Genomic DNA, 18,528 nt, shown 5'->3' with positions numbered 1-18,528 from the left:
CTTATAGGTCGTATAAGTCCTATAGGATAAAGCCCCTACTCCTGCGCTTTACCATTCTCCTTCTCAAGCAGGGCTTCGACGAAGCTCGCACGGTCGAAAAGCTGCAAGTCGTCGATCTTTTCGCCGACGCCGATGTATTTGACCGGCAGGTTCAGCTCGCGGGAGATCGAGAGCACGATGCCGCCTTTCGAGGTACCGTCGAGCTTGGTCACGACCAGGCCCGTGACGTTGACGAACTTCGTGAACTCGCGGGCCTGCTGCACGGCGTTCTGGCCGGTGGTGCCGTCGAGCACGAGCAAGACTTCGTGCGGCGCTTCGGGAATCTTTTTCTTGGCCACGCGCATGATCTTGGCCAGCTCCTCCATGAGGTGGCTCTTGTTGTGCAGTCGGCCCGCCGTATCGACCAGCACCACGTCGGTGCCCTTCGAGACCGCCGAGCTGACCGAGTCGAACACCACCGAGGCCGGGTCGGCCCCCTGCCCCTGGCCGATGATCGGCACTCCCGCGCGGTCGGCCCAGATTTTGAGCTGCTCGTAGGCGGCGGCGCGGAAGGTGTCGGCGGCGGCGATCACCACCTTTTTGCCCGCCTTGTCGTAGTTGTGCGCCAATTTTGCGACGCTGGTGGTCTTGCCCGCGCCGTTCACGCCGACGATCATGATGACGTAGGGCCTGGCCGAGAGCGGCACGTCGAAATCGACCGGATGGTCGTGGCTCGATTCGACGAGGAGCTTGCGAATCTCCTCCATCACCATCTCGTTCAGCTCCTCCTCCGAACGGTAGGTTTTGCCCTTCGAGCGCTCGGTGATTGCATCGACGATGTCGAGCGTGGTCTCGACGCCAACGTCGGCGGCAACGAGGATGTTCTCCAGCTCTTCGAGGAACTCGTCGTCCACCTCGGTCTTGCCTTTGGAGACGAACGCGAGTTTCTCCTTGAGCGTGTCGCGGGTTTTGGTAAGCCCCTCCTTGAGGCGCGACAGCCCTAACTTGTCAAAAAAGCCCATGGAAAATGAGAAATTGGGTATGTTTACGGACGAAGGGATCGGAACGGATTCCAGCTAAAACACAATGTACGCAAATATATGGCATTCAAACCTATTTCCGAGATCGGCGAATTCGGCCTCATCGAGCGGCTTGCAAAGATTACCACACCATCTACGAAGCAGCGTCCGGAGCTGCTGGAGGGAATCGGCGACGACTGCGCGGTGTGGCGGATCGACGAATCGGTGGTGCAGGTGGTCACGACCGACCTGCTCGCCGAACACGTCCATTTCGACCTGTTGACCACGCCCTTGCACCACCTCGGCAGCAAGGCGATCAGCGTCAACGTCTCGGACATTTGCGCCATGAACGCCATGCCCGACTACGCGCTCATCTCGATTGCCGTGCCGCCCAAGATGCCGGTCGAAATGGTCGAGGAGCTGTACCGCGGCATCGAACACGCCGCCTCGGTGTACGGCCTCGCCATCGCGGGCGGCGACACCTCGTCGTCGGCCTCAGGCCTCTTCATCTCGGTTTCGATGACCGGAACGACAACGCCGGAGCTGCTTGCGCTGCGCAAAGGCGCGTCGCCGGGTGATTTGATCTGCGTCACCGGCACGCTTGGCGGCTCGACCGCTGGGCTGCATCTGTTGCAGCGCGAAAAGGCGACAATGATCGAGCAGATGCGCAACAACGAGCCGTATAACAAGGAGGTGATGGCCGAATTGCAGGAGTACGCCGAAGCGATCCGCAGCCACCTCTTGCCGGAAGCGCGCATCGACATCATCGACTTTTTCAGCGAGGAGGGCATCGTGCCAACCGCGATGATCGACATCTCGGACGGCCTGGTCGCCGATCTCGGCCACCTCTGCCGCCGCTCCGGCGTGGGGGCGACGATCGACGAAAGCAAGCTGCCTGTGCTGGCCGAAGCGCGAGCCGTAGCCGAAGAGTTCCAGCAGGACGCTTTCGACTGGGCGCTCACCGGCGGCGAGGACTACCAGCTCCTCTTCACCCTGCCGAAGTCGCAGTACGACCTCGTCGCCGCCCACCGCGACATCACAGTCATCGGCGAAATCACGGAGAAGGAGGAGGGCTTGTTGCTCACAGACATCTTCGGCATTACCATCGACATGGCGGAGATGAAGCCGGGCTTCGACCACTTCGCGGGGTGAGGGCGGACGGGACGGTAAGCGGCTCCGCAAGCGGTCATTGCGAGGAGCACCGCGACGCGGCAATCCAGTCCTGGAAAGTTGTGTATTCCCGTTAAAGATAGTACATTAAACGAGTTCCAACCGGAACGGATGCCGAAGTGGCGGAACTGGTAGACGCCCGGGACTTAAAATCCCGTGTTCAGCAATGGACGTGCGGGTTCGATTCCCGCCTTCGGCACCAAAATCTCTCATGCAGCACTTTCATTTTTCCTCGACTGCCGCATCTGCGAACAAGCAATACCAGAAACGACTGGTTAGAAATTATTCAAAACCGCAAACCAAGCCAAGAAAAATAGTCCCATTACAAAGCTTAACCCATGTATTAGAAATATCACTTTAAAAAATACCCCTAAGTCTTCAATTTCAGGCTTGTCAACTGGAGATTCATTATTGTATTTTCCTATGAGCTTTTGAAGCATTTTAAATTCTTGCCGTGCCCTCCCATAGTAAAGGAAAATCCCTGTAATAATGGCAGCGATCAGACTCATCCAAGAAAAAGATAATAAAGCAGGGCAAACTGGATAAGCTGATACATAGCCATTCTGAAACGCCACTGAAATTGCGAGTGCTCCAACTGATAAAGTCACAATTTTATCAGGAATGGAAAATATTATGTCTCTAATTTTCTGGGATCTTATGATGATATCTTGTCTTAAGTAATCTTTATTTTCCATAATTCATCACAAAAAATATTAAGAATGAATCACCTAAGAGATAAAAAAAGAAAATTATTTGTATTCTTCACACAACTCTTCATGAACGCTCTACCAATCATGAAGTTCAAGGTTCCCTTTTTGGTAATCTTTATACCTCCAATTCAGTTTCTCTTTTTGCCATTCCGACAGAGTAAGCTCTGCATTACTGGTCGCAATCGAATCCAAAAAATCTTTAAAAAGAAAGATTTTTTCGACAACACCAATCTATCAAATCCTATGTTTATTTGTCCAGATTTAATTTTATTTACTGATTTTAGAAGAACCTTTTAGATTTTTTTCCATAACAGAAAGCATAACCAAACCGAAGCAAAAGACTTAGTAAAACCAAACAAACGAAGCGATTTAAGGCCTCAGCTCATGGACTTGTCGATCTATTATGTATCGTATGGGTATTCAATTGAATCTATAAAATGCCTGAGTTTTTTTAGACCAAAACTATTATTGTTTGGCTTATAAAACTTTATATTTTCAGCTTTTTTTGGACTCGTTCCGAATTTTGTTGCTGGTACGTATCCTGTGCTACTGTTTGTGTCGAGTGTAAATTTATTAATTTTTCTGCCTGATTTCATTGCATAAGCCCTGAATGCAGAAAGCGCTGGCACAACATGATTGAACCAATCTTCTGTATGAGGAGTCGTCCCGAGCTTTGGATAACGATAGGAAGAGCCACCAAGATTTTCCCACCCTAAACGTTCAAACATGCTTTGCAGCCTGTTTCGTTCAGTGCTAGTGGCACCTTCGATATCAAATGTAAGAATAACAGACATAGAGCCTCCAATGCAACATTCTAAAAATCTTTTGACTAATCTTCCCAATAAAAAAAGCCAGGCGGCAGTTTGATTAAATGTACACAACATTCGCACTCCTTCAAAAATACTAGGCCATCCTGCCAGCCGCCGCCACCATTTTTCCTCCACCCACAGATTCCCCACCTCCAGCCTTTGCAATCCGCCCGGCTCTCCCTACTTTAAAAAATGGCCACCAGACAGTCCGGCCATGAGCACCGGCAACGGTCTCCTTTTCTCTTACTTCAAAGCACTACACGCATGAGTACAGAGCCTACCAAAATCCTCCTCAGCGAGGATGAAATGCCCCGTCAATGGTACAACATTCAAGCTGACCTGCCCACGCCCATGCCGCCGCCGGTGGGGCTGGACGGGACACCGATCGGGCCGGACGCGCTGGCGCAGGTGTTTCCGATGAACCTGATTGAGCAGGAGGTGAGCACCGAACGCTGGATCGATATTCCGGAGGAGATTCTCGGCATCCTCAAGCTCTGGCGTCCGTCGCCGCTCTACCGCGCGCGGCGGCTCGAAGCGGCGCTCGGCACTCCGGCCAAAATCTACTACAAGAACGAAGGGGTCTCGCCCGCCGGAAGCCACAAGCCCAACACGGCGGTCGCGCAGGCGTGGTACAACCGGGAGTTCGGCATCAAGTATCTGACGACAGAAACCGGCGCGGGGCAGTGGGGCAGCGCCTTGGCGATGAGCTGCAAGCTGATCGGCATCGAGTGCAAGGTGTTCATGGTGCGCATCAGCTTCGACCAGAAGCCGTTCCGCAAAATCATGATGAATACCTGGGGCGCGGAGTGCATCCCCAGCCCCAGCCCGCTGACGGCCATCGGACGCAAGATTCTCGAAGAGGATCCCGACACGCCCGGCAGCCTCGGCATCGCCATCAGCGAGGCGATCGAAGAGGCCGTCGAGCGCGACGACACCCGCTACGCCCTCGGCAGCGTGCTGAACCACGTGATGCTGCACCAGACCATCATCGGCCTCGAAGCCAAGAAGCAGTTCGACAAGATCGGGCGCTACCCGGATATCGTCATCGGGTGCGCGGGCGGCGGCTCGAACTTTGCGGGCATCAGCTTCCCGTTCCTCTGCGACAAGATTCACGGCAAGGAGGTGCGGGTGATCGCCACGGAGCCGGAGGCATGCCCAACGCTGACCCGCGCGCCCTACGCCTACGATTCGGGCGACGTGGCCATGATGACGCCGCTTCTGCCGATGCACAGCCTCGGACACACCTTCATCCCGCCGGCGATTCACGCGGGCGGCCTGCGCTACCACGGCATGGCGCCGCTGGTGAGCCACGTCAAGCGCATTGGGCTGATCGAGGCCACCGCGCTGCCGCAGACCGAATGCTACGAAGCGGCGCTGCTCTTCGCCCACACCGAAGGCTTCATTCCCGCGCCGGAGACCTCGCACGCCATCGCGCAGACCATCCGGGAGGCGAAGCAGGCCAAAGAGGAGGGCAAGGAGAAGGTGATTCTGATGAACTGGTCGGGCCACGGTCTGATGGATTTGCAGGGCTACGACGCCTACCTGTCGGGCAAGATCAGCGACTACGCGCTGCCGGAGGAGATGCTGCAACGCTCGCTGGCCGCCTCGCTCGCTGGCCATCCGCCGGTTCCTGGCTGCTGATCGGGCGCAGAAATCGATCATCCATTCAGGAGGGTTTTAACCCTCTGGACATTCCAACCTCTTACATTCATGTTGCCCCGGACTTCAGTCCGGGGTGAGCCGGGATCGCAAAACAGGTTCCGTGTAGGGACGGGTTTTATGCCCGTCCTTCCGAAATCTGAAATTTAACTGAGTGCTGGAAGAACGCCTCCTGATAAGAAAATCGCAATCCCGATTTCATCTGTAACGGAATCCTGGGAACGGGCAGCCGCGAGGGCTGCCCCTACGGCAACAAACTGGCCCGGCAGATCATCACTCGATAGCGATCCCAATTCCGATTCCGATTCCGATTCCGACAGCGACTCAAATCCTGATCCCGACTCCAAACATCCCCACAAAAAAAGCCCCGCTGAAACGTTGATTCCAGCGGGGCTTCGGGGGAGATCGAAGCGTTGTGCGTGAGCGTCACTCTTTGTCGAGCTTCTCCTCTTTTTTGCTCTTTTTGGGAGCCGGTTCGGAGGAAGCACCATCATTGAATCGCAGCTCCTTGGCCTCTTCGTCGAAAGAAATCTGAATCACGCTCCCCTCGGTAAAGCGGCCCTTGAGCATCTCCTCGGCGAGGGGATCCTCGACAAACTTCTGCAAGGCTCGCTTGAGCGGGCGGGCGCCGTACTTCTGGTCGTAGCCCTTCTCGACAAGGAACTCCTTGGCTTTTTCGTCGATCTCGACCTCGATGCCCATCTCCTTCAGGCGTTTGAAGAGCTTGCCAGCCGTGATGTCGATGATCTTGAAGATGTCCGACTTTTCGAGCTGGTGGAACACGATCGTGTCGTCGATGCGGTTCAGGAACTCCGGATTGAACACGCGCTTCAGGGCATCCTCGATAGTCGATTTCATCGCCTTGTAGTCGCCCGTCGCGTCCGTGGGAGCCGCGAAGCCCATGCCGCCACCGGAGCTGAAGCTCTTGATCTCCTTGGCGCCGATGTTCGAGGTCATGATGATGATCGTGTTGCGGAAATCGACCTTGCGGCCAAGTCCGTCGGTCAGCACGCCCTCATCGAGCACCTGAAGCAGGATGTTGAACACGTCGGGATGCGCTTTTTCGATCTCGTCGATCAGCACCACCGAGTAGGGTTTGCGGCGCACCTTTTCGGTGAGCTGGCCGCCCTCTTCGTAGCCGACGTAGCCGGGAGGCGCGCCAACCAGGCGGCTCACCGAAAACTTCTCCATGTACTCGCTCATGTCGGCGCGGATGAGCGCATCCTCGCTGTCGAACAGATAGCGGGTCAGCGCCTTGGCCAGCTCGGTCTTGCCGACGCCGGTCGGGCCGAGAAAGATGAACGAACCAATGGGACGCATCGGATCTTTCAGCCCCGCGCGGGTGCGCTGAATCGCCTTGGTAATTTTCTTGATCGCCTCGTCCTGGCCGATCACCTCTTTTTTCAGCTCTGCCTCCATGGTGAGCAGCTTCCTGGACTCGGACTGCGCCACCCTGGCAACCGGAATGCCGGTCATCATGGCAATCACCGAGGTGATGTCGGTTTCGGTCACGTCATAGACGCTCTCCATCGACTGCTCTTCCCACTCCTGCTTGGCGTGGTCGAGCGCTTCGAGCAGATTCTTCTCCTTGTCGCGCAGGCGGGCGGCCTCCTCGAAGTTCTGCATCTTGACCACCTTGTTCTTCTCGCTCTTGATCTCCTCGATTGACTTTTCAAGTTCGAGAATCTCCTGCGGCACATGGATGTTGCTCAGGTGCACTCGTGCGCCCGCTTCGTCCATGACGTCGATGGCCTTGTCGGGAAGGAAGCGGTCGGTGATGTAGCGCTCCGAGAGCTTGACCGCCTTGTCGATGGCGTCCTCCGAGTACAGCACGTGGTGATGCGCTTCGTACTTGTTCTTGATGTTGTTCAGAATCTGGATGGTCTCCTCGACCGAGGTCGGCTCGACCATGATCTTCTGGAAGCGGCGGTCGAGCGCGCCATCCTTTTCGATGTACTGGCGGTACTCGTCGAGCGTGGTCGCGCCGATGCACTGCAACTCGCCACGCGCCAGGGCGGGCTTGAAGATGTTGCTCGCGTCGAGCGAACCCGACGCGCCGCCCGCGCCGATGATGGTGTGCAGCTCGTCGATGAACAGAATCACATCGCGCGAACGCTCCAGCTCGTTCATCAGCGCCTTCATGCGCTCCTCGAACTGGCCGCGATACTTCGTGCCCGCCACGAGCGCCGCGAGGTCGAGCGCCACGACGCGCTTGTCGTAGAGCACGCGCGAAACCTTGCGCTGCACGATCTTGAGCGCCAGCCCCTCGGCGATGGCCGTCTTGCCGACGCCGGGTTCGCCGATCAGCACCGGATTGTTCTTCTTGCGGCGGCTGAGCACCTGCGCCACGCGCTCGATCTCCTTTTCGCGACCGATGATCGGGTCGAGCTTGTCCTCCACGGCCAGGCGCGTAATGTCGCGCCCGAAGTTGTCGAGCACCGGCGTCTTGGTGCGCTCACCGCGCTTCGGCTCGGACTTTTTCACCGGACGCTCGGAGCTTCCCGATCCCGTTGAGTACGAACCCTCCATCGGCGGCTCGTCCGCTTCACTGCGGCCCGTGGTGATGATGACCAGCTCCTCGCGCACCTGATCGTAGGTGACGCCGAACTGTTCGAGAATCTGGGCAGCAATATTGTCCTCGCCCTTCAGAATCGACAGCAACAGATGCTCCGTGCCAATGACGGTGGACTTGCAAATCTTCGCTTCGAGATAGGTGATCTTGAGCACCTTCTCGGCCTGCTTGGTCAGCGGCACGTTGCCCATCTGCGTAGCCGGAACCTTGGGGTGGGTGTTCTCCTCGATCTTCTGCTTCAGCCGAAACAGATCGACCTTGAGGTTTTTGAGAATTTTTGCTCCGATGCCCTCCCCTTCCCGGATCAGTCCGAGCAGGAGATGTTCGGTGCCGATATAGTCGTGACCCAGACGCAGCGCCTCTTCGCGGCTGAGCCTTATCACGTCCTGAACTCTATTTGAAAAATTTCCTTCCATTATATTTTGTATCGCTAAAATGTGATGGTAAGCTCACTGAAATGCGTCTGCACTCTTGCCCATAACCGCAAATGAGGACAAGCGATCCGTTATTGGCTACATTAAGTAAAATAACTACAATTAAGGCGTCATCTCAAACCAATTCCTTCGATCAAAACAGTGGCAGGAAATTAATCGTTTCAGCCCGCCCTTACGCCATGACCGTCACCCACATCCGCCTCGACGACCTGAACCCGTTGCACCGCGAACTGCCGATTTACCGCACGGGACAGCTCGGAGCCGTCAGGCTTTCGGACGGCGAGTACCGGCTTTACGATTCGCTCGAAATCCCGGCCCACGACCACGCCGCCCTGTTCCACTACGGCGTCATCGAACGGCTCAACGCGCTGCCGTTCATCTCCGAATCGAACAACGGCCTCGACAGTTGGGACGAAGCCTTTCTGCCGTCGGGCGCGATTGGAAAAATGATTGAAATGATCGACGGCTGCATCGAGGGGATTAGCGGAAAAACTCCCGAAAAGGTGATGCTCGGCTGGCAGGACGACCCGGAACGCATCGCCTGGTGGCGGGAGGTAAATCCGGACAGGACGATTGCTTTTCTGCGAAAGCTGAAGGATTTCGCGGCCAAGGCGGCGAATGGGGGATACGATCTGGAGTTTATTTTGTAAGGGCGACCCGTCGTGAGACGAAGCAAAAAGGGTATCCCGACACGTCGGGACTACCCCTACAGGATTAATTGACAATTACCCATCATTCAATTCATCATTCGACATTCATCATTCATAATTCTCAACTCCCCCCTCTTGCCATCGCGAGCGGGTCGGGGTGCAGGAACTGGTAGCCCAGTTTCTGGACGAGCTTGTCGCTGTTGACGATCTTGAAGCGGTGGTCGCTTGACGGCTCTTCCGGCAGCGCACCGAGACCGTGACTTTCGGCGGCGGCGGCGTACAGTTCGCTCCGGGTGGGATGCAGCGGCGCGCAGGCGTTGAAGGTCTCGCCCCAGACCCCCTGACGGATAATTTCCGAGATGATCCGGACGCAGTCGTCGAGATGGATAAAGTTCACCGGGTGCGCCGGATTGGCGATCTCGGTCATGCGCTGCATGAACTCCGCCGGATTGCGCCGGGGGCCGATCAGCCCGCCGAACCGCACGACCGTGGTGCTGAAACCGGGCTCCGGGTGGAGCATCTGTTCGACGTACATCAGCGCCCGGCCCGCCGGAGAGTCCGCCTCGTCGGGATCGGCGGCGTCCGATTCGACCACTTCGCCGCCAGGCGAGGGATAGACCGAGGTCGAACTGACGAAGAGCACATGCTTGACCGGAGAATCGGCGAGTGCGTCGATCAGGAGGGAAATCTGGCCGACGTGGTGCTCGACCACATCCGGCCTGCGTTTCGGCGGAATGTTGACGACAAGGATGTCGCTGTCGAGGAACGCCCGGATATCCCCCTCGATGTTCTCGTCGATGACGATGCTGAACGGCTCGATGCCCGCCTCTTTCAGTTTGGCGAACTTCGCCTCGCTGGTGCTCGAACCTTTGACGGCAAACCCCTCGCCTGCCAGAAACCGGCCAAGCGGCAGACCGAGCCATCCGCAACCGAGGATGCTGACTCGTTGTTTTTCAGACATAATGATGGTGTTCAGAAATTTCCGGATACCTCAAAACAGGGAGTCGCTCCATTACGCGCATCCGCTGTCAAGTATTGTTTCGATAATGTATTCAATCCTCCGCAATTGCGGGCATCGCAAAAAGGAATCACCGGTTCTTGTCGATGTGAACCAGACTTTTCTGAACAGGAAAAATAATGGAAAACCCGGCGAGTATATACGCTTCATCAATTCAGCAAATTTGATGAATAATTCAGGAGAACATAACCACACAACTACGGCAAGCCTCAAGAAAAGGGTTTCCCGATCTACGCATTTTCAATATTTTTAAATGTGTATTCGCCGGTTTTTCTTTTCTCATAAAAAAATTGAACGATCATGAAAACCTCGCCCATCTTCGACAGCAGCAGCATGACGCTGTCGCCCGGAGCCATGCCCTCGATGCATTGCGATACGTATGATCCCGACACGCCGTCGTCGTCGCGTACCGGTAAAATTTCCATGCACTGCGACACCTGGGATCCCGACAAACCCTCGTCGCGCACCGGTAAAATCTCGATGCACTGCGATACCTGGACACCGGACGAACCATCGAAACGCACAGGCAAAATCTCGATGCACTGTGACACCTGGCAGCCCGAACCGGATGATGAAGATGCCAAGTAACTACCGCAATCCCTGCGGCGGGGGCGTTTGACGGCTCCCCGCCGCAACGATCTGCCGGGCAAGGCGACAGCGCTCCTTCAATCACATCCCGATCCTCCAGACGAATCCGTATCCGCAATGCTCACCTACCGCATCGAACAGGACGGCCCCCTGACTTTTCTTCAACCGGCGAACGGCCGCTTTCTGGTCGCGCTCGACAACCGTCGCGGCGGCTGGCAACTGTTCGACGGCCCCGCCTCCGGAGAGCTGAACGCTGACATCGCGGCCCGGTTTCAGCAACACTCGGCGCCGGAGCCGCCTGCGCCGGACGACGACTATCTGGAGGTGGTGATCTTCATCACCGACCGTTGCAACCTTGGCTGCGTCTATTGCAAGTACGCCGACCTGACGCAGATTTCAGAGGTTCGCGGCACCGATGTCGAGCAAATCTGCCAGACGCTCGCGGAGCTGATCCGCAGCAAACGGCAGGTGCGAATCACCTTTCAGGGCGGCGAGCCGCTGCTGCTGCACCGCCAGATCGAGCGCATCTGCGCCTTCCTGACCGGCGGCTTTCCGGAGATCGATTTTTCGTTCGCCCTCCAGTCCAACGGCACCCTCTTCAACGAAGAGATTCTCGCGACGCTGAAAAAGTACGAGATCACGGTCGGCATCACCATCGACGGCCCGGCGAGCCAGCACGACCTGACGCGCCCGTTCAAGAACGGCGAGGGCAGCTTCGCGGCGATCACCTCGAACCTCGAACGGCTGCGGCGCGGCGGCGTGCGTTGCGGGGTGCTGTCGGTCATCCGAGAGCCGGACGAGCTGATGGCGCTGTTCCGCTTCAACCGCGAGGAACTCGGCCTGAACTCCTTCTATCTCAAACCGCTGGAGTTCGCCGATTGCGGAGCCGAGAGCAGCGAGGAGTTTTCGACCTACTACGCCAGACTCGCCGACCGGCAGCTCGAACTGATGCGGGAGCTGCTCCGGATTTACCGGACGGAGGGCAGGAGGATTCACGAGCAGATGCTCAACATCGCGCTCGGCAAGATGTTCAGGCCAGAGAGCTACAACGACGGCTGCATCAGGACGCCCTCGTGCGGCAGCAACGAGCGCTACAAAAGCATCGATTGCGACGGCTCGGCGCAGTGGTGCGCCCACCTGAAGGATCAGCCGGACGACAAGGTCAGGCAGCTCTCGAAGGAGCGCTACGGCTTCTGCCGTGACTGCCCGGTCAGCTCGATCTGCCTCTCGTTCTGCCCAGCCGTCATCCCCGGCTACCGGCACGGCAGTCCCGAAGCCTGCTACCTGCCGCTCGCGAAACAATTCTGCGCGTACCGGAGGCAGTTGATGGTGGGCCTGTTCGAGCTGATGCACGAACAGATGCAGGCCGTCACCGGCTATTTCACGCATGGATGAAACCGGATCGACACGCCATGCAGAGCGAGCTTGAACAGATGCGAGCCGCCCTGTCCGCAACCGGCCTGAAGGTTTGCGCCCAGACGCGGCAGGGCAGCGAAGTGCCGTTTTTCACCACCATGCTCTTTGCAGGCGGAACGCCAGACAACGACGCGCCGCCGCTCACTTCCGGGCAAGGCGTCACCGCCGAAGCATCGCTCCTGAGCGCCTACGGCGAGCTGTTCGAGCGGCTCCAGAACAACTTCCTCATCTCCGGCTACCGCCTCGCCTGCGCGTCCGAAAGCGGTGAGGTGCGGCTACCGGAGCGTTGCCGGAAGCGGCTCGACAGGCAGGGTGGGCCACTGGAGTTTTTCATCGCACCGGATGAACAGTGGATCGCGGCTGAGCGATTCGCTTCGTCGGAAAATCCCGATCTCATGCCGCGCGCCGAGATGCCCGCGAGCGAAGCGGCTGATGGCGACACGCTGCTGTGCGCGCCGTTCTACTCGGTTTTCGATGATTCGGTGACGCTCTGCCCGGTCGAGCGGATGCTGTTCGCCAGCGGCACTACCGGCTGTGCGGCGGGCCGGACGCTCGAACAGGCAATCGCCAAGGCGCTGTTCGAGGTCTGCGAACGGCATGTCTTTCACCGCATTTTCGCCCATGAGCCGCCGCTGCCGGAAATCCCGCGCGAGGTTGTGCGAAACACCGAAGCCGCGAGGATTATCGAGGCCATCGAAGAGCGTGGCACGAGCGTTACCCTGCTCGACGGCTCGCTCGGCGAAGGGTTTCCGGTCGTCGCCGTGCTGCTCATCGACCGCGAGCGGCAGCGCTGCAACGCAAACCCCGGTTCAGCCGCGACGCTCTCCGGCGCGATCATCGGAGCGCTCAAAGAGCTGTACGACGGCAGCGACGACTTCCACGGCCTGCCGCTCTCCGGCCTCGGCGATCCGTTCGCGGCGGCGACCGAAGACGAGCGCCACCGCCTGCGCTTCGCCAACTACTACGCGGCCAAAGCGTCGAGCACGGGCCTCTGGCCGAAATCGCTCTTCGCCAGCCGCGAGCCAGCGCCAGAGCAGCTCCCGGAAATCTGGAGCAACGAGCTGGCCGCCCGCCCGCTCGCAACCCTGCTCGAACGCTTCGCCCGCTGGACGCCCGCGCTCTACATCCGCGACGCGGCGTGGCTCGGCATCCCGTCGGTCTATTGCTACGCCCCCGGCCTGAGCGAGGTGAACTACGCCACGGGCCGCGGTGAACTTGCCATGCTGCTTGAGCTGCGGGCCGAAAGCGAACGCCTGCAAGCTCCCGGCGGAGTCACGCCGGAACGGTCGCGGCGAATCCTGGAGCTTGACCGGAACCTGAAACGCATCGCCCTGCCCGCCCCCGCCAGGGCGATGAACGGCTTTGTGTGCCAGAACCTCCGCGGCAGCGCCCGGCGGCGCGACGCGACGCTGCTGGCCGCACTCGGCCAACGCTTCGGCGACGAAACGCCGCCCGACGCCTCGCTGCTGGATCGATGCATCAGAGACGGCAAGCAGCTTTCGGACGAAGGCTTTTCAGACGAAACCATCGACTCGCAATTGCGGCGGTTCTACCCGGACAGCGTGTTCGAATTGGCGATCAGATGCCGACAAGCACCAGCAGAAGTCATCGAAGAGACGCTGCGTGAAATCGAACTGCCCGGCGATGAGCGGCTCTGCGACGACTGCCATTTCCTGCGAACCGTCGCAACAGCGCGGCGGCTTCAACAGCGACAGATCGCCCATCTGCCCGATCAGCGCCGTCTGGCAGAAATCCTCGCCACCGCCAAACAGAAGCAGCCATGACCATCGCCCTCACCATCTTTCCCTGCTTTTCGGACAAAACGCTCCCGCTCGGCCTGGCCTGTCTGAAAAGCGTGCTCGACGGCGAAGGCATCGAAAGTGAGGCATTCGACTTCGACCTGTTGCTGAGCGTCGAAGACCCGGCGCTCTACTACCAGCTCCATCGGCTCGGAGCCGACCCCGGCGCGGCGCTCGACGAGCGGATGATAAACTTCATCGGCTACCGCCCCGACCTCACCCTCGCGGCGCTTTTCACCCCGCCCGGAGAGGCGCGAAAGCGGTTCAGAGCTGATGGGCTGGAGGAGCTTTTCGACAAGCTCGACCTCTTTCTCGAACGCGCGGCTTCCCGGCTGCTCGAAGCAGCGCCGGAGCAGATCTGGCTCTCCACCTACATCAGCAACCTCTGGGTTTCGATGCTCGCCGCGAGCAAACTGCGCCAACGCACGGAGGCGATGATCGTGTTCGGCGGCCCGGCGGTGTTTCCGGAAGAGGTGCAGCGCTTTCTGCTGGTGAACGGTCTGGCCGACAGGGTCGTCGTGGGCGAGGGCGAGCTGACGGCGCGGGAGTTGCTCCGGGCGGAGGGCAGGCCGGTGGCGGGCGCGGCGCAGCTCGTCGATGGCGAGTTCCATTACGAACCGCGCCGACAGTGGCTGAAGCCCGAGGAGTTTCCGATGCCCGATTTCAGCGGCTTTCCGTTCGCGGACACGCCCTTCGACGCCTACCTGCGGCGGCGATTCGAGGGGCTTCCGGTCTCCTTTTCGCGCGGCTGCGTCAACGGCTGCTCCTACTGCTCCGAAAAACAGATATGGGAACGCTTCCGCCACCTTTCGCCCGAAGCCTCCGTCGAACGGCTCGCCGAATACAAACAACGGTTCGGCATCAGCCTCTTCTACAACTGCGACAGCCTCGTCAACTTCAGCGAAGCGTGGCTGTCGGAGTTCTGCGACCTGATTGTGTCGAGCGACCTGCACCCGCTCTTCACCTTCGCCTTCTGCGACCTGAAGCACCTCCGCCCGGAGCTTGCCGGAAAAATGGCCGCAGCGGGATTCACGAGGATAACCTTCGGCCTCGAAAGCGCATCCGAAGCCATGCTCAAAAGGATGAACAAAAAGCTCGATCCCGACCTCGCCCGCGAGAACATCGTCGCGGCGACCCGCAACGGCCTGTCGATCCACGTCTCCACCATCATCAACTTTCCCGGCGAACAGACCGCCGACGCGCTCGACACAATCCGGTTTTTCCGGCAGATCGACCGGGAACTTGCGGGCGACAACCTGCCCGCGACGCACCTGCCCCGCCGAAGCCTCGGCAACCGCTTCAGGCTCGAACCCGCATCGGCCATCTTTATGCACCCCGAGCGCTACGGAATCAGCATCGAGCCGCTCGAAGCGCCGTGGACGCAGCTCGGCAGAGAGGCCGCCCTGCTGGCCAGGCGGTGGCGCTCCGGCGACGATCCGGAGCAGATGGAATGGAGCGCCTACCTGCTCTCCGGATTCTCCAAAAACCCTCGCCCGTGGCGCCTGCGCGACGAAGGGTACCAGCGGCAAGCCGCCGCCATCGCGCCGCTCATCGACCCGGACAAGCACCGCTTCTCGCTCTCGCCACACGTCGCGCTGCATCGGTCAGCTCCAGGCAACAGACTCGTCCTGCAAGACTATCGCGAAGAGTTCCGGCTCAACGACCGGCAATCGCGAATCGTCAGGCTGCTCGACAGCGATGGCCTCACGCTCCGAAAGATCGCGGAAGAAGCCGACACGGAGCCGGACGACGCGGCCAGAGAGTTCGTGCTCTCTCTCTACGTGAGAGGCGTCGCCCGGATTTTGTGAAAAGGGGGACGAGTGGTGAATCAGGCTAAAACAGAAACAGACTGCGCCAGCCGTTTTTTGATTTCACCAAGCCAGCTTTCTCCTCGAATAACGACGATTCGTCATCGCGAGTCCCGACAGGTCGGGACGTGGCGATCCATCTTTGCTGTCTTTGCCGACTCCGCATGGATTGCCGCGTCGCTTCGCTCCTCGCAATGACGGAAATTCAGGACTGTTGAAATTGATTAGCCTTTATTTGAACGACTGGTGATAGAGAATCAGCGACTTTATCTCAACCGAATTATCCGGTAACGGCGCGCCGTTCATCGCGCGGGTAAGGCAGGTGTTGATGTTCTGGGCAAGTTTCGGGCTCTCCGAAGAAAATTCGAGACCCGTGCCGTTCGGGTGGCAGCTCGCGCAGGTTTTGGCGCCGGTTGCGCCGCCAAGTTTCGGATCGTTGAACAGTTTTTTGCCAAGCTCCACGGATGGCGTCTGCGCCGCATGAGCGCTCGCGACCATCGCGACCATCGCTGCGGCCAGCATCGCCGCTTTGAGTGACTTCATCATATCGACCCCTCCTTGCTGATTATGGTTTCAGGAAAACACTTCGCTCTCCGGGTCACTACTCCCGCCAATATAGTCAACAATTGTGAACAGATAAAAACCGTTCGCCCGATGCCGGATGATTCTCTGAAAAGAGCGTTACCTTGTCTCTGAACAACCAACAAATTGCATCGAACTATGAGATTAACCATTCTCACCGACAACAACGCCGCGCCAGAACTTGCCTGCGAACACGGCTTCGCGGCGCTGATTGAAACCGGCAGCAAGCGCATCCTGTTCGACACCGGCCAGCTCACGGCGCTCGACGACAACTGCCACGCGCTCGGCATCGACCTGTCGGGCATCGACATGATCGTGCTCAGCCACGGCCACTACGACCACACAGGCAACCTCGCTGACGTGCTCCGAGTCGCGACCCGCGCCACGCTTTACCTCCACCCGTCGGCACTCGTCGAACGCTACAGCATCCGCAACGGCAAGCCCAAACCGATCAACATGCCCGAAGCTGCGAAGCGGGCGATTGACCAACTTCCAGCCGGACGGCTGCGCTGGGTAACCGAACCGGTACGCCTGAGCGACGGCCTCTTCCTGACCGGCCCGGTCCCCCGCCAGACCACCTTCGAGGACACCGGCGGCCCGTTTTTCTTCGACACGGAAGGCCAGCGCCCCGACCCCATCGAGGACGACCTGTCGCTCTGGATCGAAGAGCCGGAGGGGCTGACCGTGCTTGCCGGCTGCTGCCATTCAGGAATCATCAACACGCTTGACTACATCGAAGCCCAGACCGGCCCGAAGCGGATCACGACGCTCATCGGCGGAATGCACCTCTCGGCGGCAAGCCAGGAGCGTCTCGACTGCACCGTAGCATCGCTCGCCAGGCGCGACATCCAGCGCCTCATCCCCTGCCACTGCACCGGGCAAGTAGCCGCCGAACGCTTCCGCGAAGAGCTGCCCTGCCCGGTAGAGGCGGGTTATGCCGGCATGGTGGTGGAGTCGGGGAAAGGGTGAGGGGGCAAAATCAGAGAAACAATTATCGCTGAATTTTGGTATATAAAAGGTATATCAATAGCATAATTCCGACACCATGATCTTTGATTTCGATCCGGAAAAAAGCAGCACTAACAAGCACAAACACGGTATCGATTTTATCGAGGCTCAGGAATTGTGGCTGGACGATGATCTCATTCAGGTTCCAGCCAGAACCCATTGACGAACCTCGTTTCATGGTGATCGGAAAAATTCAGGACAAGCACTGGTCAGCCATTTTCACCGACAGAAACCACGGCATTCGCATCATTTCAGTCAGGCGGTCGCGCCGCGAGGAGATTCAGCTCTATGAAAGCACAGGAATTTGATCAGAAATTCGACGTGGGCGAAGAGAACATCACCCCACAACTCGATCTTGAAAAAGCAGTGCGGGTCAACCAGCGTCAGAAACGGGTAAATGTCGATTTTCCGGTCTGGATGATCGACTCGCTCGACAAGGAGGCTAAACGGCTTGGCGTTTCGCGCCAGTCGATCATCAAGGTGTGGCTCGCCGAACGCTTGCAGGAAGCGGGTAAGGCGTGAGGCAATCAGGGACAGCAAGGACGAAGAGGCCAAAAACGCATTTTTTCTTCTTAACCTTTAAGTCCTTTGAGTCCTTGCTGTCTTTTCCCCCTTACCCTCACGCTCCCTTCGCCTCGGCGATGAGCCGGTCGAGGCAGGTGCTGCACACGCAGGTGTCGTAGCGCTCGGCGAGGGAGCGGCGCACCGACTCCGGCACCACTCGCGTGGCGCACCAGCATGAGGTGGACATGGCGCAGGTGAACGGCTCGCCGCACATCGGGCAAACGACCATTTTCGGCGTGCTGTCACTGGGGTGATCGTTGTGTGTCATCTTCTTTCGATTGAATGGTTTACGATACCAGCGTCTGGCGCAGCGCCTTTTGCCACCCCGCCAGCAGCGATGCTCGTTCCGCCTCCGGCATTGCGGGGGTGAACACTTTTTCGACGCCGTTGAGCGCGCGCAGCTCGTCGGAGGAGCGCCACACGCCAGCTTCGAGGCCCGCAAGGCAGGCCGCGCCGAGCGAGGTCGATTCGATGTTGCGCGGGCGGTGCACCGGAACGCCGATGAGGTCGGCCTGGAACTGCATCAGGAACTCGTTGCTCACCGCGCCGCCATCGACCGTGAGCGACTGAGGCTGAATGCCGGTGTCGGCCACCATCGCGCGGAAGACGTCGTGCGACTGGCAGGCGATCGACTCCAGCGCCGCCCGGTGTTTTGCCTCAGCTGGAAATGGAGAATCGGGTTTGCTGAGTTAGTTGGTTGATGGTGTCTGTTGTTGTCGAAATCTTAGCGGAAGCAAGGGGTG

17 protein-coding genes, 1 tRNA gene and 2 pseudogenes are annotated in these 18,528 nt (G+C 58.6%); 11 read left to right on the top strand and 9 right to left on the bottom strand.

The window, feature by feature from the left end:
• Positions 1-35: 35 nt before the first annotated feature.
• Entirely contained in the window at positions 36-1,001 is a 966-nt protein-coding gene (gene ftsY / locus EST62_RS08385) for a signal recognition particle-docking protein FtsY (RefSeq protein ID WP_129051650.1), read from the bottom strand.
• A 78-nt stretch (positions 1,002-1,079) separates the two neighbouring features.
• On the opposite strand from ftsY, the gene thiL reads away from it, so the two are divergent.
• Complete coding sequence (gene thiL, locus EST62_RS08380) at positions 1,080-2,150, top strand: thiamine-phosphate kinase (protein WP_129051649.1); 1,071 nt, start codon at positions 1,080-1,082, stop codon at positions 2,148-2,150.
• Positions 2,151-2,281: 131 nt separating this feature from the next.
• Positions 2,282-2,370 (top strand) — tRNA-Leu (locus EST62_RS08375).
• A 73-nt stretch (positions 2,371-2,443) separates the two neighbouring features.
• On the opposite strand, the gene EST62_RS08370 is transcribed toward EST62_RS08375, so the two are convergent.
• The 3 genes from EST62_RS08370 to EST62_RS08360 all read right to left on the bottom strand — a co-directional run bounded on the left by EST62_RS08370 (position 2,444) and on the right by EST62_RS08360 (position 3,822).
• The gene (locus EST62_RS08370; RefSeq protein ID WP_129051648.1) at positions 2,444-2,863 is read right to left on the bottom strand and encodes a hypothetical protein; all 420 of its coding nucleotides are present in this window, start codon (positions 2,861-2,863) and stop codon (positions 2,444-2,446) included.
• A gap of 90 nt (positions 2,864-2,953) precedes the next feature.
• Positions 2,954-3,091: a hypothetical protein gene (locus EST62_RS13990; protein WP_371414687.1), complete on the bottom strand. Its 138-nt coding sequence runs from the start codon at positions 3,089-3,091 to the stop codon at positions 2,954-2,956.
• A 188-nt stretch (positions 3,092-3,279) separates the two neighbouring features.
• Entirely contained in the window at positions 3,280-3,822 is a 543-nt protein-coding gene (locus EST62_RS08360) for a hypothetical protein (protein ID WP_129051647.1), read from the bottom strand.
• A gap of 129 nt (positions 3,823-3,951) precedes the next feature.
• Between EST62_RS08360 and EST62_RS08355 the strand changes: the two genes are divergently transcribed.
• The gene (locus tag EST62_RS08355; protein WP_129051646.1) at positions 3,952-5,328 is read left to right on the top strand and encodes a TrpB-like pyridoxal phosphate-dependent enzyme; all 1,377 of its coding nucleotides are present in this window, start codon (positions 3,952-3,954) and stop codon (positions 5,326-5,328) included.
• A gap of 444 nt (positions 5,329-5,772) precedes the next feature.
• Here the strand turns inward: EST62_RS08355 and EST62_RS08350 are convergent, their stop codons facing one another.
• Complete coding sequence (locus EST62_RS08350) at positions 5,773-8,334, bottom strand: ATP-dependent Clp protease ATP-binding subunit (RefSeq protein WP_129051645.1); 2,562 nt, start codon at positions 8,332-8,334, stop codon at positions 5,773-5,775.
• Between the two features lie 197 nt (positions 8,335-8,531).
• On the opposite strand from EST62_RS08350, the gene EST62_RS08345 reads away from it, so the two are divergent.
• The gene (locus EST62_RS08345; RefSeq protein WP_129051644.1) at positions 8,532-9,002 is read left to right on the top strand and encodes a hypothetical protein; all 471 of its coding nucleotides are present in this window, start codon (positions 8,532-8,534) and stop codon (positions 9,000-9,002) included.
• 121 nt (positions 9,003-9,123) lie between these two features.
• Here the strand turns inward: EST62_RS08345 and EST62_RS08340 are convergent, their stop codons facing one another.
• Positions 9,124-9,963, bottom strand: a complete 840-nt coding sequence (locus EST62_RS08340) for an SDR family oxidoreductase (protein ID WP_167599259.1) — start codon at positions 9,961-9,963, stop codon at positions 9,124-9,126.
• Between the two features lie 357 nt (positions 9,964-10,320).
• Here EST62_RS08340 and EST62_RS08335 point away from each other — a divergent pair, with 357 nt between their 5' ends.
• The 4 genes from EST62_RS08335 (at position 10,321) to EST62_RS08320 (ending at position 15,631) form a co-directional block, all read left to right on the top strand.
• Positions 10,321-10,608 (top strand): hypothetical protein, encoded by a 288-nt coding sequence (locus EST62_RS08335; protein ID WP_129051643.1) that lies wholly within the window; start codon positions 10,321-10,323, stop codon positions 10,606-10,608.
• A 117-nt stretch (positions 10,609-10,725) separates the two neighbouring features.
• Positions 10,726-12,003, top strand: coding sequence for a radical SAM protein (locus tag EST62_RS08330; RefSeq protein ID WP_129051642.1), 1,278 nt, complete (start codon positions 10,726-10,728; stop codon positions 12,001-12,003).
• A 17-nt stretch (positions 12,004-12,020) separates the two neighbouring features.
• Positions 12,021-13,808, top strand: coding sequence for a YcaO-like family protein (locus tag EST62_RS08325; RefSeq protein WP_167599258.1), 1,788 nt, complete (start codon positions 12,021-12,023; stop codon positions 13,806-13,808).
• Positions 13,805-15,631, top strand: coding sequence for a radical SAM protein (locus EST62_RS08320; protein ID WP_129051640.1), 1,827 nt, complete (start codon positions 13,805-13,807; stop codon positions 15,629-15,631). The genes EST62_RS08325 and EST62_RS08320 overlap by 4 nt, the downstream gene beginning before the upstream one ends.
• Positions 15,632-15,862: 231 nt before the next feature.
• Here the strand turns inward: EST62_RS08320 and EST62_RS08315 are convergent, their stop codons facing one another.
• Positions 15,863-16,177, bottom strand: coding sequence for a c-type cytochrome (locus EST62_RS08315; protein ID WP_129051639.1), 315 nt, complete (start codon positions 16,175-16,177; stop codon positions 15,863-15,865).
• A 174-nt stretch (positions 16,178-16,351) separates the two neighbouring features.
• Here EST62_RS08315 and EST62_RS08310 point away from each other — a divergent pair, with 174 nt between their 5' ends.
• From EST62_RS08310 to brnA, 3 genes and pseudogenes are all read left to right on the top strand, one after another.
• A complete protein-coding gene (locus EST62_RS08310) occupies positions 16,352-17,182 on the top strand; it encodes an MBL fold metallo-hydrolase (protein ID WP_129051638.1) in 831 nt (276 codons plus the stop codon).
• Positions 17,183-17,258: 76 nt separating this feature from the next.
• Positions 17,259-17,529 (top strand): annotated as a pseudogene (locus tag EST62_RS13985) (BrnT family toxin).
• On the top strand, positions 17,510-17,743 hold the full coding sequence (gene brnA, locus EST62_RS08300) for a type II toxin-antitoxin system BrnA family antitoxin (protein ID WP_129051637.1): 234 nt from the start codon (positions 17,510-17,512) through the stop codon (positions 17,741-17,743). The pseudogene EST62_RS13985 and the gene brnA overlap by 20 nt, the downstream one beginning before the upstream one ends.
• Positions 17,744-17,840: 97 nt before the next feature.
• Here brnA and EST62_RS08295 read toward each other — a convergent pair whose 3' ends face one another.
• Positions 17,841-18,053, bottom strand: coding sequence for a cysteine-rich CWC family protein (locus tag EST62_RS08295; protein ID WP_129051636.1), 213 nt, complete (start codon positions 18,051-18,053; stop codon positions 17,841-17,843).
• 19 nt (positions 18,054-18,072) lie between these two features.
• Positions 18,073-18,450: pseudogene (locus EST62_RS08290) on the bottom strand (FGGY-family carbohydrate kinase); the annotation flags it as partial.
• Between the last annotated feature and the right edge of the window lie 78 nt (positions 18,451-18,528).

The organism is Chlorobaculum sp. 24CR (genome assembly GCF_004118635.1).
Classification (GTDB): Bacteria; Bacteroidota; Chlorobiia; order Chlorobiales; family Chlorobiaceae; genus Chlorobaculum.
The sequence above is the reverse complement of the archived record's forward strand: the minus strand, read 5'-3'. Positions and strand labels throughout refer to the sequence as shown.

Excerpts from the sequence above, each read along its gene's own strand:
- EST62_RS08295 (WP_129051636.1), bottom strand. The coding sequence starts at position 18,053 with ATGACACACAACGATCACCCCAGTGACAGCACGCCGAAAATGGTCGTT.
- EST62_RS08310 (WP_129051638.1), top strand. The coding sequence starts at position 16,352 with ATGAGATTAACCATTCTCACCGACAACAACGCCGCGCCAGAACTTGCC.
- EST62_RS08330 (WP_129051642.1), top strand. The coding sequence starts at position 10,726 with ATGCTCACCTACCGCATCGAACAGGACGGCCCCCTGACTTTTCTTCAA.
- EST62_RS08345 (WP_129051644.1), top strand. The coding sequence starts at position 8,532 with ATGACCGTCACCCACATCCGCCTCGACGACCTGAACCCGTTGCACCGC.
- EST62_RS08325 (WP_167599258.1), top strand. The coding sequence starts at position 12,021 with ATGCAGAGCGAGCTTGAACAGATGCGAGCCGCCCTGTCCGCAACCGGC.
- EST62_RS08335 (WP_129051643.1), top strand. The coding sequence starts at position 10,321 with ATGAAAACCTCGCCCATCTTCGACAGCAGCAGCATGACGCTGTCGCCC.
- ftsY (WP_129051650.1), bottom strand. The coding sequence starts at position 1,001 with ATGGGCTTTTTTGACAAGTTAGGGCTGTCGCGCCTCAAGGAGGGGCTT.
- EST62_RS08340 (WP_167599259.1), bottom strand. The coding sequence starts at position 9,963 with ATGTCTGAAAAACAACGAGTCAGCATCCTCGGTTGCGGATGGCTCGGT.
- EST62_RS08320 (WP_129051640.1), top strand. The coding sequence starts at position 13,805 with ATGACCATCGCCCTCACCATCTTTCCCTGCTTTTCGGACAAAACGCTC.
- EST62_RS08370 (WP_129051648.1), bottom strand. The coding sequence starts at position 2,863 with ATGGAAAATAAAGATTACTTAAGACAAGATATCATCATAAGATCCCAG.
- EST62_RS08355 (WP_129051646.1), top strand. The coding sequence starts at position 3,952 with ATGAGTACAGAGCCTACCAAAATCCTCCTCAGCGAGGATGAAATGCCC.
- EST62_RS08315 (WP_129051639.1), bottom strand. The coding sequence starts at position 16,177 with ATGATGAAGTCACTCAAAGCGGCGATGCTGGCCGCAGCGATGGTCGCG.
- EST62_RS08350 (WP_129051645.1), bottom strand. The coding sequence starts at position 8,334 with ATGGAAGGAAATTTTTCAAATAGAGTTCAGGACGTGATAAGGCTCAGC.
- thiL (WP_129051649.1), top strand. The coding sequence starts at position 1,080 with ATGGCATTCAAACCTATTTCCGAGATCGGCGAATTCGGCCTCATCGAG.
- brnA (WP_129051637.1), top strand. The coding sequence starts at position 17,510 with ATGAAAGCACAGGAATTTGATCAGAAATTCGACGTGGGCGAAGAGAAC.